This is a genomic window from Lactobacillus fornicalis (assembly GCF_055362665.1).
The window spans coordinates 93356-110638 of record NZ_JBLTIM010000013.1 but is presented as its reverse complement, the minus strand read 5'-3'; the positions used below and the strand labels follow the sequence as shown (position 1 = coordinate 110638).

General features: G+C 34.1%; 18 protein-coding genes and 1 riboswitch. Of the genes, 10 read left to right on the top strand and 8 right to left on the bottom strand.

Going from position 1 to position 17283, the window contains the following annotated elements:
- Positions 1-775: 775 nt before the first annotated feature.
- On the bottom strand, positions 776-1252 hold the full coding sequence (locus ACNDLV_RS03870) for a hypothetical protein (protein WP_006586156.1): 477 nt from the start codon (positions 1250-1252) through the stop codon (positions 776-778).
- Between the two features lie 87 nt (positions 1253-1339).
- On the opposite strand from ACNDLV_RS03870, the gene ACNDLV_RS03865 reads away from it, so the two are divergent.
- Positions 1340-2035 (top strand): NAD-dependent protein deacylase, encoded by a 696-nt coding sequence (locus tag ACNDLV_RS03865; RefSeq protein ID WP_006586155.1) that lies wholly within the window; start codon positions 1340-1342, stop codon positions 2033-2035.
- Here the strand turns inward: ACNDLV_RS03865 and ACNDLV_RS03860 are convergent.
- Positions 2016-2378 carry a DUF488 domain-containing protein gene (locus tag ACNDLV_RS03860; RefSeq protein ID WP_006587562.1) on the bottom strand — a complete coding sequence of 121 codons (363 nt, stop codon included), beginning with the start codon at positions 2376-2378 and terminating at the stop codon, positions 2016-2018. The genes ACNDLV_RS03865 and ACNDLV_RS03860 overlap by 20 nt on opposite strands.
- A 53-nt stretch (positions 2379-2431) precedes the next feature.
- Here ACNDLV_RS03860 and ACNDLV_RS03855 point away from each other — a divergent pair, with 53 nt between their 5' ends.
- The 3 genes from ACNDLV_RS03855 (at position 2432) to ACNDLV_RS03845 (ending at position 5740) form a co-directional block, all read left to right on the top strand.
- On the top strand, positions 2432-3073 hold the full coding sequence (locus tag ACNDLV_RS03855; RefSeq protein WP_006586153.1) for a DNA-3-methyladenine glycosylase: 642 nt from the start codon (positions 2432-2434) through the stop codon (positions 3071-3073).
- Between the two features lie 31 nt (positions 3074-3104).
- Positions 3105-3277, top strand: a riboswitch (Lysine riboswitch).
- Between the two features lie 112 nt (positions 3278-3389).
- Positions 3390-4994, top strand: coding sequence for an ABC transporter substrate-binding protein/permease (locus ACNDLV_RS03850; RefSeq protein ID WP_006586152.1), 1605 nt, complete (start codon positions 3390-3392; stop codon positions 4992-4994).
- Entirely contained in the window at positions 4994-5740 is a 747-nt protein-coding gene (locus ACNDLV_RS03845; RefSeq protein ID WP_006586151.1) for an amino acid ABC transporter ATP-binding protein, read from the top strand. Before ACNDLV_RS03850 ends, ACNDLV_RS03845 begins: the two co-directional genes overlap by 1 nt.
- A gap of 51 nt (positions 5741-5791) precedes the next feature.
- On the opposite strand, the gene ACNDLV_RS03840 is transcribed toward ACNDLV_RS03845, so the two are convergent.
- Entirely contained in the window at positions 5792-6634 is an 843-nt protein-coding gene (locus ACNDLV_RS03840; RefSeq protein WP_022091373.1) for a helix-turn-helix domain-containing protein, read from the bottom strand.
- Between the two features lie 394 nt (positions 6635-7028).
- Between ACNDLV_RS03840 and ACNDLV_RS03835 the strand changes: the two genes are divergently transcribed.
- Together ACNDLV_RS03835 and ACNDLV_RS03830 are read left to right on the top strand one after the other, a co-directional pair.
- A complete protein-coding gene (locus ACNDLV_RS03835) occupies positions 7029-8294 on the top strand; it encodes an MFS transporter (protein WP_006586149.1) in 1266 nt (421 codons plus the stop codon).
- Positions 8295-8464: 170 nt separating this feature from the next.
- Positions 8465-9373 carry an FMN-dependent dehydrogenase gene (locus ACNDLV_RS03830; RefSeq protein ID WP_006587560.1) on the top strand — a complete coding sequence of 303 codons (909 nt, stop codon included), beginning with the start codon at positions 8465-8467 and terminating at the stop codon, positions 9371-9373.
- A gap of 46 nt (positions 9374-9419) precedes the next feature.
- Here ACNDLV_RS03830 and ACNDLV_RS03825 read toward each other — a convergent pair whose 3' ends face one another.
- From ACNDLV_RS03825 to ACNDLV_RS03805, 5 genes are read right to left on the bottom strand one after another with little or no spacing between them, the layout of a single operon-like run.
- Positions 9420-10691: an ABC transporter substrate-binding protein gene (locus ACNDLV_RS03825; RefSeq protein ID WP_022091372.1), complete on the bottom strand. Its 1272-nt coding sequence runs from the start codon at positions 10689-10691 to the stop codon at positions 9420-9422.
- Between the two features lies 1 nt (position 10692).
- Positions 10693-11364: a response regulator transcription factor gene (locus tag ACNDLV_RS03820; RefSeq protein WP_006586146.1), complete on the bottom strand. Its 672-nt coding sequence runs from the start codon at positions 11362-11364 to the stop codon at positions 10693-10695.
- Positions 11357-12673 carry a sensor histidine kinase gene (locus ACNDLV_RS03815; RefSeq protein ID WP_006587559.1) on the bottom strand — a complete coding sequence of 439 codons (1317 nt, stop codon included), beginning with the start codon at positions 12671-12673 and terminating at the stop codon, positions 11357-11359. The genes ACNDLV_RS03820 and ACNDLV_RS03815 overlap by 8 nt, the downstream gene beginning before the upstream one ends.
- Positions 12673-13635 (bottom strand): substrate-binding domain-containing protein, encoded by a 963-nt coding sequence (locus ACNDLV_RS03810; protein ID WP_006586144.1) that lies wholly within the window; start codon positions 13633-13635, stop codon positions 12673-12675. The genes ACNDLV_RS03815 and ACNDLV_RS03810 overlap by 1 nt, the downstream gene beginning before the upstream one ends.
- Positions 13625-14413 carry a Cof-type HAD-IIB family hydrolase gene (locus ACNDLV_RS03805; protein WP_006586143.1) on the bottom strand — a complete coding sequence of 263 codons (789 nt, stop codon included), beginning with the start codon at positions 14411-14413 and terminating at the stop codon, positions 13625-13627. The genes ACNDLV_RS03810 and ACNDLV_RS03805 overlap by 11 nt, the downstream gene beginning before the upstream one ends.
- 196 nt (positions 14414-14609) lie before the next feature.
- On the opposite strand from ACNDLV_RS03805, the gene ACNDLV_RS03800 reads away from it, so the two are divergent.
- From ACNDLV_RS03800 to ACNDLV_RS03785, 4 genes are read left to right on the top strand one after another with little or no spacing between them, the layout of a single operon-like run.
- Positions 14610-15047, top strand: coding sequence for a PTS sugar transporter subunit IIA (locus tag ACNDLV_RS03800; RefSeq protein WP_006586142.1), 438 nt, complete (start codon positions 14610-14612; stop codon positions 15045-15047).
- Between the two features lie 12 nt (positions 15048-15059).
- Positions 15060-15563 (top strand): PTS sugar transporter subunit IIB, encoded by a 504-nt coding sequence (locus ACNDLV_RS03795; RefSeq protein ID WP_006586141.1) that lies wholly within the window; start codon positions 15060-15062, stop codon positions 15561-15563.
- 27 nt (positions 15564-15590) lie between these two features.
- Positions 15591-16442 (top strand): PTS mannose/fructose/sorbose/N-acetylgalactosamine transporter subunit IIC, encoded by an 852-nt coding sequence (locus tag ACNDLV_RS03790; protein ID WP_006586140.1) that lies wholly within the window; start codon positions 15591-15593, stop codon positions 16440-16442.
- Between the two features lies 1 nt (position 16443).
- Positions 16444-17280, top strand: coding sequence for a PTS system mannose/fructose/sorbose family transporter subunit IID (locus ACNDLV_RS03785; protein WP_006587558.1), 837 nt, complete (start codon positions 16444-16446; stop codon positions 17278-17280).
- The last annotated feature ends 3 nt before the right edge of the window (positions 17281-17283 follow it).

The following is a 17283-nucleotide window of genomic DNA, read 5'->3' as shown; positions in this document are numbered from 1 at the left end:
AAACTATTTTACAGTCTCGAAAGTCTTGACATATCAGGACTTTAGAAAAAATATTTTTTATCAATCTTGTAATAATTTGGACAATTAAGAACTATTTCATTAAGAAATTATTTCTCATGTTATAATAAAGTTATTAAAAGAGAGCATACTTACACATAATAAGGGCTGATTTATCAGTCGGGTTCCAACTGCCTTCACGTTTTGCTAGTGTAAACATGGAAAGAACACCCCGTATGTACTCCAACATTGTTGAAGTGACGATACATAAGCAATATCGCTTCTTGGTCGTGGGAAAGGCCAAAATAAAAAGCATCACTTACGTGGTGCTTTTTATTTACTTTCAAAAAAATGGTAGTTGCTGTATAATTTAATTATCAAATCAGAAGCAAAAAAGACAGCTGTTGCAGCAGCTGTCTTTTGATTTTTAATTGTTCACTCAATGCTCATGTTTTTTATTTTTCTAGGTTTTACGCAACTCAAAGAACTCATCGAGCAAGTGAGAAGAATATTGCAACGTAATTCCAACTACGATAGGGGCAATTACAAATTCCAAAATCAGAAGCAAAAACGAACCCTCCTTTCTCCGGGGCTCTTGGAGTGGAAATGTAAACCCGAAAAATATTTTAACAGAAGAAAAGAGGTACTGTATAGGTATCTCTTTTCTTTTGGTATTTGGAATTATCCAACAAGTAGCTTTTTTATAAAAATACACAACCCTTGCAAAGCACAAGAATTGTGTATTATCAATCATTTAAAAATGTATGGTATCTAATTATTACAAACTTTCAATTTTTATTCCAACATCATTACCTAGATGTTTTTTCAATGTTGCTATCACATCTTCCATTCCCTTAGCAAAACGAATGTAATAGACGTGACCCTTACTTTGCAGCTCCATTACAACGTAGCTCTTATTACTAGTTAGTGGGGCATTAATTAATGTAATTTGATCCAAATCTGAATATTTAATAGTTCTTCTAACATAGCCACTAATGACAATTCGTTTTTCACCTAAACCACTTACTCCATCCATTATCGACATTACCAAAAAGACTGCTAATAAAACTGGTGCGCCTGCTTGAGTAATATCAATAAAGTTCCAAGAAATGGACACATAGACAAAAACAACTGCCCAAATAATTGAAGAAACACGGTAGCGGCCCGGGTAATCAACAACTGCTTGCCAATACCAGCTGTAAATAATATAGCCAATAATCAATAAGTCAAAGAGAACATAAAATAAGCTAGTCATAAAATCACCTTCCGTTCCTTTAAATTATATTATAACAAACTAATGCATTATAATTTAGTTAGATGTTTACTTTAAGAAGGTACAAAAATGCAAGAAAATATGCAAGACTTAAAAAACGATTTAAGCAAAGCTCAACATATTGTTTTTTTGACTGGTGCAGGTGTTTCTACCCATTCAAATATTCCTGATTACCGATCTAAATCAGGTATTTATAATGGAAGCACTATCCCACCTGAAATCATTTTAAGTGAGGACACACTCTATCATCGACCTAACTTATTTTATCAATTTGTTATGAATAATATGTATTTTCCAAAGGCCCAGCCTAACTTTATTCATAAAAAAATCGCCGATATTTGCAATAAAAAGGGAACTCTAATTACTCAAAATATTGATTGCTTAGATACTAAAGCCGGCAATAAACATGTGATAGAATTTCATGGAAATTTATATGATATATATTGTACTAAGTGTTTGCAAACTCTTGATTTCAAAACTTATCAAAAATCCTATAAACATTATTGTGGTGGTATTATTAGACCGAATATCGTTTTATATGGAGAAGGGATTGATGAGCAAAAGCTAACAAAATCTATTTCAAATATCCAAAAAGCCGACTTAATCATCATTATTGGAACTAGCTTTGTAGTATATCCTTTTGCTGGTTTATTAGCTTATCGACAAAAAGATACTCCAGTTTGGGCAATTAATAAAACTAAAATAGATGCTCCAAGCATCAGACAAATAACCGGTGATGCCTTAACTATTTTAAAAGACTTGTAAAATACTCTTTCAAAATTACCGCCTGATTATGGAGAGGATCTTTAGCACCGTATAAAAATATAACATCACCTTTTTTTAACTTTTCAGAAACTAATTCTACAAAAGACTTTGTTTCTGAATTTGCTTTAATTTCAGCAAGATATTTTGTTTTAAATTCCGGAAATTTTTGGGGATCGTGATTAAACCACTTACGTAACTCATTGCTTGGACCCATTTCCTTAGCCCAAAGATCTAAATCAGCTTTGACTTTGCTAATGCCTCTAGGCCACAAGCGATCTACTAAAACTCGGAAGCCCTTTTCTTGTTCATGACTATAAATTCGAACCAATTTTATTTCAGACATTAAAATAACTTCTTTCCAAAAATTGTATTTATTATTTGTTATAGCAGGTATTTATGAATTATCAAAACTTTTTTCAAAATCGTCCTACAACTGAAATTGCCCAAGATTTGTTAGGAAGAACATTAACATATGAAAATAATGGCGAAATTTTAGGCGGATTAATCGTCGAAACAGAAGCCTACCTTGGTCCTAAAGATTATGCCGCCCACTCATATAACGGACGAAGAAGCCAAGCTAATGAGGGCCTATATTGTCCCGGAGGATACTTATATATCTATGCCCAAAGACAATATTTCTTCTTCGATATTGCTACCCAAGAACGAGACAATCCTGAAGGTGTCTTAGTTAGAGCTATAGAACCTACACTTGGAATTGAAACCATGATTAAAAATCGTGCCGGTAAAACAGGTCCTTTAATCACTAATGGACCCGCAAAAATGATGCAAGCATTCGGCGTTACAAGTCGAAAATGGGATTTACACCCAATTAATCAGACACCATTTTCTGTTGACCTGACAAGTAGAAGACCTATAAAAAACGTCATTGCTGCACCACGAATCGGTGTCCGGCAAGATGATGATTGGTCAAAACGTCCATTACGCTTTTATGTCGCTGGCAATCCCTACGTTTCTGATATGAAGAAAACAAAATTAGAAAAAAATAATGGTTGGGAGTTGACAAAAAATAAAATTTAATATAAGCTTAAGCACAGTTAAATAAATAATCCAATGCAATAGAGGTTGCGGCAAATCACAAAAATTCTGGAGTTCACGTAGACTTTGAAGGAATCATAAGGATTGTCGCCGAAATGGATAGATAGACGTGCTATCTATCTGTTGGGCTATAAGAGAATATCTTGTAGACTGTCCTGGTAGTCCCCAGGGAGCGCTATATGATTTGGTAACTATTACTGATGATTTCACCCCTATTGTTTTTGAATAAGCAATAGGATTTTTTATTGCTCTTTATTGTATTGGCTTTAGTTGATTAATTATTTGGAGGTTTTATCAAGTGAAGTCAAAAAATACTTGGCTAGTAATTCTAGCATTTTTAATGGCATCAATTGGATTTTTTGGAAATAACACTCAAGAAGTCCAAGCTGCTAAAGATAATGGTGTTTTGAGAATTGGGATGGAAGCTAACTATCCCCCATATAACTGGACCCAAACTACCAGCGCAAATGGAGCTATTCCGATTGAAGGCTCTAAAACTTACGCAAATGGGTATGATGTTCAAATCGCTAAGCTAATTGGTAAAAAGTTAGGTAAAAAAGTTGTTGCCGTAAAAACCGAATGGGATGGTCTTTTACCTGCATTAACCAGTGGCAAGATTGACTTAATTATCGCTGGTATGAGTCCAACAGCCGAAAGAAGAAAGGCGATTAACTTCTCAGAGCCTTACAGAAAATCAACTTTTGTTGTCATCACTAAAAAGACTAGCAAGTACGCTAACGCTACTAGTTTAGATGACTTCAAAGGCGCTAAATTAACTGCTCAACAAGGTACTTTACACTACGATTTAATTAAGCAATTAAAAGGTGCCATTCGTGAAAATGCAATGAAAGACTTTGCAGCAATGCGTCAAAGCTTGATTTCTGGCACAATTGATGGTTATGTTGCTGAAGATATTGAAGCTCAAAGTTTCAAGAGTGTCTACCCAGACTCAACTTCAATTAACATTAGCAAGATGAAAGGTTTCCATGTTTCTGCTAGTGATAGCGAAACATCTATCGGTGTTAAAAAAGGAAACGATAAGCTTTTAGCACAAGTTAATGCTGCTTTAGCTACTATTTCTAATAAAAAGCGGGATCAATTAATGGCTACCGCCGTTAAAGAGCAACCTACTACCGATAATGATAAGAAGACCAACTGGTTTGTTTCTACTTGGAACACCTATGGTTCAATGATTCTTGCCGGTGTTGGAATGACACTTTTGCTTGCCTTAGTTGGTACTATTGCAGGTTTCTTTATCGGTTTAGTTGTCGGAGTTATTAGAACTATTCCTACTCCAACTTCCCTACTCAACCGCTGGTTATTAAAAGTTGTTAACTTCTTACTCTCTGTTTATGTTGAAGTCTTCCGTGGAACTCCTATGATGGTTCAAGCAGCTGTTATTTACTACGGAATCGCTCAATTCTGGCACCTTAACTTAAATAGAACAGTTGCTGCTTTAATAATTGTTTCTATTAATACTGGTGCCTACCTTGCCGAAGTTATCCGTGGTGGTATCATGGCAACTCCTAAGGGACAATTTGAAGCTGCAAGCGCCCTTGGTATGAGTCATAATCAAAGAATGTGGAATATTATCTTGCCACAAGCAATTAAAAACTGTTTACCATCAATCACTAATGAATTTATCGTAAACATTAAGGATACGTCAGTATTAAGTATTATTTCTGTTTCAGAATTATTCTTTGTTGGTTCAACAATTGCCAGTCAAAGTTTCGAATTCTTCCAAACTTACTTGATGATTTCAGCAATTTACTTAATGCTTACTTTCTCAATTACTAGAATTTTCAACTTAATTGAAAAGAAACTACAAGGTCCTAAAAATTACAATCTAATGGCCAACCAAGTTCAAGTTGGTACCCCTGAAGAACAAGGAGGAAACAAGTAATGAGTGAAAATATCATCAGCGTTAATCACTTACAAAAAAGTTATGGTGATCACCAAGTTTTGCGTGATATTACCTTTGATGTAAAAAAAGGTGAAATTGTTTCAATCATCGGTCCTTCTGGTGGCGGTAAGTCAACCATGCTTAGATGTATCAACTTACTTGAAGAACCAACTGATGGTGAAATTAACTTCAATGGTAGTGACATTACCAAGCCTGGCTTCAATCGCAATGATTACCGTTCTAAAGTAGGAATGGTATTCCAACAATTTGACTTATTCGAAAACAAAAACGTTTTGCAAAACTGTATGATTGGACAAGAATTAGTCTTAAAGCGTTCAAAAGAAGAAGCCAAAAAAATTGCTTTAGAAAACTTGAAGAAAGTTGGTATGGATCCATTCGTTGATGCTAAGCCTAAGCAATTATCTGGTGGGCAACAACAAAGAGTAGCAATTGCCCGGGCAATATCTATGAATCCCGATGTTTTACTCTTTGATGAACCAACCAGTGCCCTTGACCCCGAAATGGTTGGGGAAGTTCTTGATGTTATGCAAAAGCTAGCAACAACTGGTTTAACAATGATTATTGTTACTCACGAAATGGCCTTTGCTAAACACGTTTCTGATAAGGTTATCTTTATGAGTGATGGTGTGATTACTGAACAAGGTAGTCCTGAAGATATTTTTGATCATCCTCAAGCAGAAAAAACGCAAAAGTTCTTACGTAACTTTAGAAAAGAAGACATTTAGTAAAAGATGATATAGAAATAGCTATCCCTGCAAATTAGGGATAGCTATTTTTTATCCTTCGAGAAATTCTGACATATGCTGTGCGTAGGTTTCCATTCCTAGCCACGCACAAATTTCGATTGCTTTTTGGCAATTTTTTAAATACTTTGTAGCATTCGAACTTTTATATAGAGCCATATTTTTATAGAAAATAATATTATTTTTATAAAAGACTAAATCGGGAGAACTTGGAATTGCATCAGCTATTGTTACCAACATATCTATTCCTTCATATTCTCCAATCTTAAGTTTTAAGAACAGATTATTACAAATAATTCCTAAAAGGATTCTCTTAAGCTCTTTAGAAAATGGTGGTTTATATTCTTTTAAAATATCCTGAACAATCAAATTAACACTAAAACAATCGTACAAAGGCATTAAGTTACAAAAAAGCGTTAATTTTTCTTCATTCCAATTCGGAAAATTGAAAACTTTTTCTCTGAGTTGTTCCCGTAGTTTCCAATTTACTGGTTCAGTTGAACTTTTATCAATTTCAAGATATCCACGAGCAATTAGTATCTGCTCTTTTTTTACTTCTTCAGGTAAAAGACTTCTTTCTATCAAGTTAGGGATTTTTTTAAGTGAATCTTTATCGCCATTATAATGAGCAGCCACTATCATTTCATGAAAAAGATTAAGCTGCTTGGCCAAATCTTGAGAATCAAACATTCCAAAAAAATCACTTAATCGGATATTGTTTCTTTTTAGCAGTTCAATCAAATCTTCAGCTGATACCCGATGAGAGCCTTTTTCAATCTTACAGTAGTAAGATGGGCTAATTACATCAGAAGCAAATTCTTTACGTGTTTTGCCTTGTTCGAGGCGAAACTTTTGTAACAACTCTCCAATTTTCATCATCATTCCCCCATTTTTAGGAGTAATGATAATTGGAATTTAGTATGTTTGCAAGTTATATGTACAAAAAAAGTCATAGCTTAGCTATGACTTTTCTGATTTTTTAATGGCCGAATTCAACTTCAACACTAACTTTAATTTTAATATGCATATTCTTTCACCTCCTAAATTTATTTTATTCAATTAATGCTTCCAAACTTCATCACCAAAAATAATACGCATTGTATTTACCTCTTTCTTTAAATTTGTTATTGTCATTATCCAACTGAATTAGAAATCATTTACATAAATGTCATATTTAATTTCAAAATGTCATATTCGCCATTTTTCCTTTCCACCTCAAACTTTTCTATAAAATATTTCATAAATATCCACTATAGAAAGGTTATACAAAATGAAAGTCTTCTTTAAAAACTCGAATTTCCGGCTTTTTGCAACTGGTAGTTTTCTTTCAAGCGCTGGTGATGTTTTATTCTACCTAGCCTTCATGACCTATGCCAGCAATTTAAAAAATTATTCTTTAGCAATTTCCTTAATCGCAATTAGTGAAGCTATTCCAAAGTTTTTCACACTTTTCGGTGGTTACCTCGCCGACAAAACTAGGGATAAATTTAAGAGCATTTTTAACCTTGCCTTAGTTAGATGTATTCTTTATACAATCGTCGGCTTATTGTTAACGACCAAAATGAGTGATTGGAATTTGGTAATGTGTATTGCCTTAGCGAACTTTATTTCAGATACCTTTGGTACTTACTCAAGTGGTTTAGTTACGCCTTTAATTGTTGCTATCTTAGGTAAAGAAAACTATGCCGAAGGTAGTGGTTTTGCCAATGGTATGTCGCAAACAATCTCAATGCTTGCTCGCTTCGCTGGTGCTAGCATGTTACTATTTATGTCATATTCTTCATTAGCATTTATCAACGCAGCTACTTTTTTAATCGCTGGTATCTTATTTGCTTTAGTTGGTAAGCGAGTAAACACACAAAAATTGCCGCTTCCTAAATCAAATAAATTAAACTTTTTCCAAACACTAAAAACATCTTTCAAGCAAGTAAAAAAGCAAAACAATCTTTTAACTATGATTTCTATCTTAGTTTTGCTTAACGCTGTCTTAGCGGTACTAATTCCTCTATTTACAATTATCTTAGCAACTCACAAGCAAACAATGCTTATTGGTAATTACAGCTTTACTTTGGCAATTAGTGAAACAATTGTTGGCTCTGGCATGATTTTAGGTAGTTTATTTGGTCCGACGATTTTTAAAAAGACTTCTGTCTTTCTACTAGCAATTTTGGCAAGTATTTTGGCACTATTTGCTAGTTTAAGTTTGTTCATCAACAATTTATTTGTTATTTTAGGAACTTTTGCCTTGCTAACTTTCTTTGTAGCGACAATTTCTTTAAAAATGAATCAGTGGCTCATTTCTTCCGTAGAACCAAGCATTTTAGGCTCTACTGCTAGCTTATTAAATACCTTACTATTGGCTAGCGACCCATTTATGACAATGCTACTCTCAAGTATTACTGCCATCAGCAATGTCTACATCGCTATTTCTGTTCTACTATGCTTTAACGTTTTAATTATCTTTTTAATTATCACAGCTTATTTGAAAAACAAAGCCTTAAAAGCTAATATCTCTCTTGCTGATTCAGAAGCTTAAACTAGTTATTTGTATTCTTAGATTTCAATTAACTATAATGAAAGTAACTATTTAAACAGAAAGGATACATTATGACTCACAAGCAAAATAAAGTAGATGCTAGTTCTGGTTCATCTTTTACTGAAAAATTAGAGCCAGAAAGTCCCCAAGTTTGGCCTGGTCCCAAGGGTATGATTCCCGTTACTAGTGGGCGCGCTGATGATGCTAATGTCCATAATCGCAATTATTTAGATAATATTTTAGCTGAAATGCGCATTATTGATGCAGTTAAGCCTGATTTAACAACTGAATTTTTTGGCAAAAAATATGCTTCACCAATTAACTTAGCAGCAGTCTCTCACTTAAATAAGGTATTACCCGACAAAAGACGTAAACCTATGCAAGAAAAGGTTCAAGCTGCCAAGAACCAAAATCTCTTAAATTGGATTGGCATGGAAAGTAATCATGATTATGCTGAAATTGTCAAAAATAGTGGCGATACTGTCAGAATTGTTAAACCCTTTGCAGAACATGAAGACATAATCAATGAATTGCGCTTTGCCCAAGATTTAGGAGCCGTTGCTGTTGGTATGGATATTGATCACGTTCCCGGTGAAGATGGCAAGTATGATGTTGTTGATGGAATTAATTTGGGACCAATTAGTTTCTCTGATTTAAGAAGATATGCTCATACAACAAACCTTCCGTTTGTAGCTAAGGGCGTTTTATCTGTCCAAGATGCACTCAAAGCTAAAGATGCTGGTGCTAGTGCAATAGTTGTTTCTCACCACCATGGTCGTTTACCATTTGGCGTTCCCCCACTAAAAATGCTACCCGCTATTAAGGAAGCTCTTGCTGACAGCGATATGACCATTTTTGTTGATGGTTCATTAATGACTGGTTATGATGTCTACAAGGCTATGGCTATGGGAGCTGACGGGGTTTTAGTAGGGCGCGCAATTTTATCTGAATTACTAAAATCAGGCCAAGAAGCAACTGAAGCAAAAATCAAGCTACTTAATGAGCAATTGTCACAAATGATGCTTTACACTGGCATCCCTGATACGAAATCATTTGATAGCAGCGTACTTCATTTTTAACAAAAATAATATTACAAAAGGCTAGGATTTACCTAGCCTTATTTCTTTACTTTAATTCTTCATTTAAATGATTTTGCATTTCAAAAACTTCTGTTTCTAGCTTTCCACTTTGCAAGCCATTTTCTACTTGATAATCTGCATCGTCCATCACACTATAATATTTTTTAAATTTGGGTTCAACATTGCCAGAATTTAAAATTGCATTCAACTTTTGAGTTGTTAAGTTGCTCCCCTCGCTTACTAGCATTCTCTTCATTGTCGTACTTTGAGCAATCTTTTTTAAAGGACTAACCCCTTGAGAATACTTAATTAATTCAGTTTGAACATCTTTAGATACTAGTAATTTCATAAACTGCCAAGCAAGTGTAGCGTTACGACTATGAGAAGAAATTCCAAATGAAACATTAGCTAGCTTAGTTCCACTTTTTTTATTCATGCTTGGCATTTTTATTACATCCCAATCAAAGTTAGAATTTCTAGTTACATGATAAGGATAAGATGTATATGTTCGATATTGCGCCAAAGTCATCGGTGAAAAGGCAACTTTTCCCTGATCAAACATTGCACTAGTTACGTTTACATTATTATTTAATTGCACAATCTCAGTTATCAAATTAAGCCCTTGCATTACTTTATTCGAAGTTAATTGCGATTTAGTACCATCACTAGTAAATAATTGTCCTTGATAGCTATTTACAGCTGCTTGCCAATTAAAATTTTCTGTAACACCATAATAATCTTTTTGACGAAGTTTTTTATTCAATAGCTCAAACTGTGTTGGTTGCCAGTTAAAATTAGGAATTTTCAGTTTAGCTTTAGCCAGTAAACTAGTATTTACCACCATTAAACTTGGATTTACTTCAAAAGGAAGCGCTAGTTGCTGATTGTAATATTGGCCACTTTCTAATGCAGCTTGATAAAAATCACTCGTCTTAAATTTATCATGTCTAATATATCCATTTAAATCTAGCAAGGCCCCATCACTTGCCAAAATATTAAAAGTATTTGTTGGTACAATAAAAATATCTGGTTCTGTACCTTTAACTAAGCTAGCAGCTAGCCATGAGCGATAGTTGGTCTTAGTTATTCCTGATTCATAGATTACTCGAACATTTGGATATCTTTTTTTGAACTTTTTAATCACATAATCAATCATGTGGTATGAATCCCCTTGTGGTACATCCCAATAACTACCAGTATATACACCGATTGTTAATGTCTTAGGTTCACTCGAAATTTTAGCAAAATAAGTTACACTTCCCATTAACAACAATAAAAAAATAGTAACTATTATTAACTTGGCTTTATTTTTTCCCATTTTATTCTCCAAAATCTCGAGAAGTTACACCAGTTTGAACGGCCCAAATTGCTAACTGTGTACGATCACGCAAATCTAATTGACTTAAAATTGAGGAAATATAGTTACGAACTGTCCCTTCTGATAAATATAATTTTGCAGAAATTTCTTTATTTGATAATCCTAATCCCACTTGTTGAATTACACGCCACTCATTTTTAGAAAAATGCTTACTTTCTGTTTGATCAACTTGAATTGCATAATTAGATTGGGCCATTTTAGAAAACAATTTGAATACTTTTTCAGCAATATTAGGATTAATCATTGCACCTCCCTGATAAACTGTTTCAATTGCTTGATAAAGTTGATCATTGGAAACTCCTTTTAATAAGTAACCTGAAGCACCATATTTTAAAGCACTAAAAATAAAATCATCATCATCAAAAGTAGTCAAAATTATTACTTTAATTTCTGGATACTTACTTTTTACATATTTAGTGCATACGGTCCCGTCCATTTTTGGCATTCTCACATCCATCAAGATAACATCTGGACGTTCTTTTTTTATTGCGTCCAAAACTTCTTCGCCATCTGCCACTGTTGCCGTTACCTTAAATTTAGGATTAGCTTCCAAGATAATTTGAATAGAACTTCTGATTAACTCTTGATCATCTGCAATTAAAACTTTAATCATGGTTTACTCCTTCCTTGGGAATATCTACCTTTACTTCGAATCCATCCCCACTCTTAAATTCAATGTGTCCACCAATAATTGCCACACGTTCTTTCATCTGTGTTAAACCAAATCCTGGCTTTATTTTACTGCAACCTGAGCCATTATCCTTTATTAAGATCTGATAATTTTTATTTACTAAAAAATGAATACTTACTTGACTAGCATGACCATGTCTTAACGCATTAGTTACACTTTCTTCAACAATTCTGAAAATCACATCTTCCGTTGTTTTTTCAAATTCTGCACTTCCCCAGTCATATTGAAAATCAAACTTCATTTGTGATAATTCTGAATACTCACTTAACATCTTTTTTAGTGCTGCTTGCAAAGTATAATTCTCTAAAGCCCCTGGTCTCAACTTATTTAATGCTGCTCGAATCCCTTCGAGTCCCTGCTTTACCACTTGAGAAACCTTAGTCAGTTGCTCTTTAGCCTTTTCAGGGTTTAAATCAATTAAAACTTTAGCTGCATCTACACCAGCAATAACACCTGTTAATGCATGCCCCACTGAATCATGCAAATCACGTGCAATTCTTTTTCTTTCACGATCTTCAGCAATATGACTAGATAAAGCCGCATAATTTTGCAGTTCTAAATTTGTTTGCGCTGCCTTAGCTAATTTTTCTTTTACCTCGTATTCACGATTATGAAGATAAATTGCGTACAGTACCAAGATACCCATAAAGATAATCAGATTGACAACATTTAAAACATTACTTATTAAAATTACTGCCGTCTTTGTAGATAGTGGTAAAAACTCAATATAAGTATCCAATTGAGGTATATTAGAAATATTTTCAATTAAAACTGTATCTGTCAAAGAAAAAATAACCAAAATAAACAAAGCCATCCCTAACCATAAATTAAGCTGTCTACTTGGTTCTTTATTTCGCAAAGAAATAAATAAATCCACAAAATAAAGTAATATCACACCGTTATAAGTGAATCTTAAATTCCAGAAAACCAAAATAGTCAAAAAGAATTCAATTAACAGTAAACGACTATTATGTTCTTCATCTTTTTTAAAATAATGGCGATAGCTCATTACTATTGCTAACAAAAGATAACTCAAAGTACTAGACCAAAAAATAGTCAAAGGAGCACCTGGTAAAAAGTTAATCTTATTTAGGAATTCAAATGACATATTGCTTTGTACAATATAAACACTAGCTAAATAAAAGACTGAACTATTAAACAATACTGCTATTAAATTCAGCCAAACTAGTACTCGTCTAAAAGCAATAAGTTTCTTAAAACTACCCTTCATTATTGCCATCCTGTAACATTATAATTTTTAATATTATCCTTGGTAATCAGATGCACTGGTAACTTAATTTTGGACTTAACACTTTTGCCTGCTAATAAGTCATAAGTTAACTTAAAAGCTAGCTTCCCCATCTCTTTAGGTGACTGAGCAGCTGTTGCTGTTGCATTTTGATTATTCAAAAGTAATTGTTTCATGTTGGCAGACCCATCAACACTATAAACTCCTACTTGCTTTACTTTTTGACTATCTAATGCTGCAATTGCCCCCACAGCAGCTTGATCATTTAAAGCCATAATTGTATCGAAGTCAGCTTGCGTTTTTAATCTCTTTAAAACAGCTGGATAAGCATATTCTGATTGTCCTAAAGTGTTTAATTTACCTACCACATGATAGTTTTTATTAAATAAAGTATCTGTAAATCCCCTAATTCGATCATTGGCACTCATAGCACTATAGTGTTCCAGTAGTAAAATATTGGCTCTCTTTTTCTTCTTCATCAAGGCTTTCGCACACAAAACACCAGCTTGATAATTATCAGAAAGTAGTGTTGCATCAACATGAGCCTTATCTGCCATTTGACTATCAACTACTACAATTTTTATTCTTTTTTTATGTGCTTTATTCAAAATCGCTATTAATTTATTATTATTTCCATCAACAGGGTTGATAATAATAGCTGAAACTCCTTTTTTAATAAAATCATTTATCTGATTAACTTGTTTTTGAGCATCTAATGCTGGATCACGAATTATCAACTTATCAGCTCGTGCATCAACCCGTTTTTCAACTTCTTCATTTAAAACTTGATAAAAGCTATTATTCATTGTCATATAACTTACGCCAATTATCTTTTGTTTTTTTTGGCTTTGAGTAAGAACTGCAAAATAAAAACAAAGAACAATTAACAAAGCTAGCGCTAATTTACTTAATAAAAATAGTTTTGTTTTCTTACTAATTTTCAAGATTCTCTAAGACCTCAGCGATTCCATCATGATTATGATCAGCCGTTATATACGGATAATGCTTCTTTAATTCTTCTGGTGCATTTCCCATTAAGTAACCTTTTCCAACGGTTTTTAACATTCCTTCATCATTGTAGTTATCTCCAAAAGCTAGTGTATTACTAATTTCAACATGATAGTAGTCAGACACTCGTTTAATGGAATCAGCTTTCTCTACTCCAGAAGCAACTATTTCTAATAAAGTATCCTTAGATTTAACTAAATATAAGTTATTGTAGCGCTGAGAATAGGTTTTCAGTAATTCATCCAAGATATTTTTAGGTCCCATTACCAAAACTTTATGTATGCATTTTAAATTTTCAATTTCTGATATATCAATGGCTTTAGCTCGCAATTTTACAATTTTTTCTTCAGCTAATAATGCTTGAGTCTTAGGCTTTTGAGTTAACCAACTTAAACCAGAATAAATATTCCAAGTTATACTTGTTAAATCATTTAACTCTTTAACAATTTCTCTAGCTTCGGCTAAAGGAAGAGGCTTGCTATAAATTTGTACTCCTTCTTCATTAAGAATTAAGGCACCATTAAAAGCAGAAAGTGGGCACTTAATTCCTAGCTGCTTAATGACAGTTTGCATTGCCAAAGGACTTCTTGCGGATACAGGAACAAAAAGATTTCCTTTTTTTACTTCTTTTAAAATACTTTCCTTAGTTCTTGGCAAAATTTCTAATTTATCATTTATTAAGGTACCATCAATATCGCTAAAAATAATCCGCATAATTCAATTTCCTTCCATATATTTCCTAGTTTAATTGTAACCAGAGTATTCTTAAAACTAAAAGTATTATAAATGTAAGCGCATTACTTAGTGACATTTGTCATATACTTTTTACTACTTTTTATGACATTTTTCACTTATGTAATCGCTTACAGTAGATTATAGTAAACTTGTAAATTATGAAAGGAGCAAGTTTATGAAATACTTAGTACTTGTTAGCCATGGCGGTTTCGCCGACGGATTAAAAACTTCACTAGCAATGTTTGCTGGAGATCAAATCAACCGTGTATTTGCTTTAGGACTCGAACCAGGGACTAGCGCAGATACTTTCAAAGAAAAGGTTAATCACTTCTTTGATGGACACGATTTTTCAAATGATGACCAATTTGTTGTTTTAGCTGATATCGTCGGTGGTAGTCCTTTAACTACTTTTACTAGTGTTTTATCAGAACGCGGCTTCTTGGCAAATTCACAAATCTTTGGTGGGACAAACTTAACAATGGCTCTAACTGCTTTAGTTTCAATGGATGCTATGGACAAAACAACTTTAAGTTCAACCATTTTAAGCGAAGCAGGTAATGCTCTTGAAGAATTCAAGGTGGCTGCACCTGAAGATGATGATGATGAAATATAAGGAGGAATTTTTATGTCAGTATCATTTGTAAGAATTGATGACCGTATGATTCATGGTCAAACAGTTACTCGTTGGGCTAAAGAAATGCCTTGTGACGGTATTATTGCAATTAATGACGCTGCAAGTACTAATCCCGTTTTAAAGCAAGCATATATCTCAGCAGCTGAAAGTCAAGGAAAGAAAGGCTTTGTTTGGACACTTGATCACTTTAAAGATGTTCAAGAAAAAGTACTTGCTTCTAGCCGTAGATATTTCTTAATTACTAAAAATCCACTTGATATGAAAAAGATTTTAGTAGATATGGGCTTTGTTCCTGATGATGTCAAAACAATTGTTGTCGGTCCCGGTAATGATCGTCCAGGCGCAATTAAACTTGGCAATAATCAAAGCTTTACTCCTGAAGAAGGCGAAGCTTTTGAAGCTATCAGCAAGGCTGGCTACACAGTTAAGTTCCAATTATTGCCTGATGTAGAAATTGGAACTTGGGACAAATATAAGAACAAGTTTGGTTTTTAATCATTAGATTATACGAGGAGAAGAATTATGACTATTAGTTGGCTTCAAGCCATCATCTTAGGTATTTTTGCTAGTTTATCATCAATGCCTGGGATGGGTGGTACTTCAATTGGTAACTACACATTAGGTCGTCCATTAGTTGGTGGACTTGTCTGTGGGATTGTTTTAGGAGACATTAAGCTCGGGATTGCCTGTGGTGTTGCAATGCAACTTGTTTACATTGCTTTAGTTACTCCAGGTGGTACTGTAAGTGCCGATGTTCGGGCTGTTTCTTATATTGGTATCCCTTTAGCAATGGTTGCTATCCACTCACAAGGCTTAAGCGCTACTGGCGCTGATGCCGCAAACCTTGCTAAGTCTATGGGTACGTTGGTTGGTACTGTTGGTACTGTTTTATTCTACGGAACAGCTACTATGAACTTAGTGTGGCAACATATGGGGTGGAAAGACGTTGAAAAAGGAAAATTCCACAAACTTTATTTAGTTGACTGGGCTTATCCTTGGATTTCACACATTTGCTTTTCATTCATTCCTACTTTAATTATGACTAAGCTTGGAGCAACAGCCGTTACAGCATTACGTAACGCATTACCAATGGATGGTATTCCAATGAAGACCTTATTCACTGTTGGAGCTATGCTTCCATGTGTTGGGATTGCAATCTTACTTCGTCAAATTGTTAACACTCCAGTAGACTTTATTCCATTCTTAGTTGGTTTTACTTTAGCTGCTTCACTTAAATTAAACTTAGTTTCAGTTGCTATCGTTTCATTAATTTTCGCACTTCTTACTTATCAACTCGAAATGGCTCGTGCTTCTAAAGTAGTAGCACCAACCACTTCAGATACAAGTGCCGATGACGATGAGGAGGATATTTAAAATGACAGATAGAAAGAAAATTAGCAAAAAGACTTTAAATAAAGCCTTCCACCATTGGTACTACGGTCACTTAACATGTTTCTCACAAGAACACATGCAGACCTTTGGTTATTTAACTTCCATGCTTCCAATTATCGAAGAATTATATGACAAAAAAGATGACCAAAAAGAAGCTATGAAAACCTACACAGCATTCTTCAATACCGAACCACAACTTGGTTCAATTATAGTTGGTATTACTGCCGGACTAGAAGAAGCTAAAGCTAACGGTGATGCTGTTGACGGTGAAACCATCAATGGTATGCGTGCTGGTTTAATGGGACCTATCGCTGGAATTGGTGACTCCTTGATTGTTGGTACTTTAATTCCAATTCTCTTAGGTATTGCACTTGGTATGTCAACTGGTGGTTCACCAGTTGGTGCAATCTTCTACATCATTGTTTGGAACTTAATTGCATACTTTGGTATGCGTTACCTCTTCTTCAGAGGTTATGAAATGGGCGATAAAGCCGTTGAATTTTTAGTTGGTGCACAAGGTAGTGCAATCAGAAAAGCAATCGGCGTTGTTGGTGCAATGGTTGTTGGTGGTGTTGCCGCAACTTGGGTAAACATTTCAACTGCTTTTGAATTGAAAAACGCTTCCGGCAAAACTTTTTTAAGCTTACAAAAACAATTTGATAGCATTTATCCTGGATTATTAACTGTATTATTCATCTTATTATGCTGGTGGTTAATGTCTAAGAAGAAAATTTCTGCAATTAACACAATGCTAATTTTAGTTGTTATCGCATTCGTTGGTGTACTTGTAGGATTCTTCAACCCAGGCCTTAAATACTAATTA

Coding starts and splice junctions, on each gene's coding strand:
- ACNDLV_RS03870 (WP_006586156.1), bottom strand. CDS start 1,252: ATGACTAGCTTATTTTATGTTCTCTTTGACTTATTGATTATTGGCTAT.
- ACNDLV_RS03865 (WP_006586155.1), top strand. CDS start 1,340: ATGCAAGAAAATATGCAAGACTTAAAAAACGATTTAAGCAAAGCTCAA.
- ACNDLV_RS03860 (WP_006587562.1), bottom strand. CDS start 2,378: ATGTCTGAAATAAAATTGGTTCGAATTTATAGTCATGAACAAGAAAAG.
- ACNDLV_RS03855 (WP_006586153.1), top strand. CDS start 2,432: ATGAATTATCAAAACTTTTTTCAAAATCGTCCTACAACTGAAATTGCC.
- ACNDLV_RS03845 (WP_006586151.1), top strand. CDS start 4,994: ATGAGTGAAAATATCATCAGCGTTAATCACTTACAAAAAAGTTATGGT.
- ACNDLV_RS03840 (WP_022091373.1), bottom strand. CDS start 6,634: ATGAAAATTGGAGAGTTGTTACAAAAGTTTCGCCTCGAACAAGGCAAA.
- ACNDLV_RS03835 (WP_006586149.1), top strand. CDS start 7,029: ATGAAAGTCTTCTTTAAAAACTCGAATTTCCGGCTTTTTGCAACTGGT.
- ACNDLV_RS03830 (WP_006587560.1), top strand. CDS start 8,465: ATGATTCCCGTTACTAGTGGGCGCGCTGATGATGCTAATGTCCATAAT.
- ACNDLV_RS03825 (WP_022091372.1), bottom strand. CDS start 10,691: ATGGGAAAAAATAAAGCCAAGTTAATAATAGTTACTATTTTTTTATTG.
- ACNDLV_RS03820 (WP_006586146.1), bottom strand. CDS start 11,364: ATGATTAAAGTTTTAATTGCAGATGATCAAGAGTTAATCAGAAGTTCT.
- ACNDLV_RS03815 (WP_006587559.1), bottom strand. CDS start 12,673: ATGAAGGGTAGTTTTAAGAAACTTATTGCTTTTAGACGAGTACTAGTT.
- ACNDLV_RS03805 (WP_006586143.1), bottom strand. CDS start 14,413: ATGCGGATTATTTTTAGCGATATTGATGGTACCTTAATAAATGATAAA.
- ACNDLV_RS03800 (WP_006586142.1), top strand. CDS start 14,610: ATGAAATACTTAGTACTTGTTAGCCATGGCGGTTTCGCCGACGGATTA.
- ACNDLV_RS03795 (WP_006586141.1), top strand. CDS start 15,060: ATGTCAGTATCATTTGTAAGAATTGATGACCGTATGATTCATGGTCAA.
- ACNDLV_RS03790 (WP_006586140.1), top strand. CDS start 15,591: ATGACTATTAGTTGGCTTCAAGCCATCATCTTAGGTATTTTTGCTAGT.
- ACNDLV_RS03785 (WP_006587558.1), top strand. CDS start 16,444: ATGACAGATAGAAAGAAAATTAGCAAAAAGACTTTAAATAAAGCCTTC.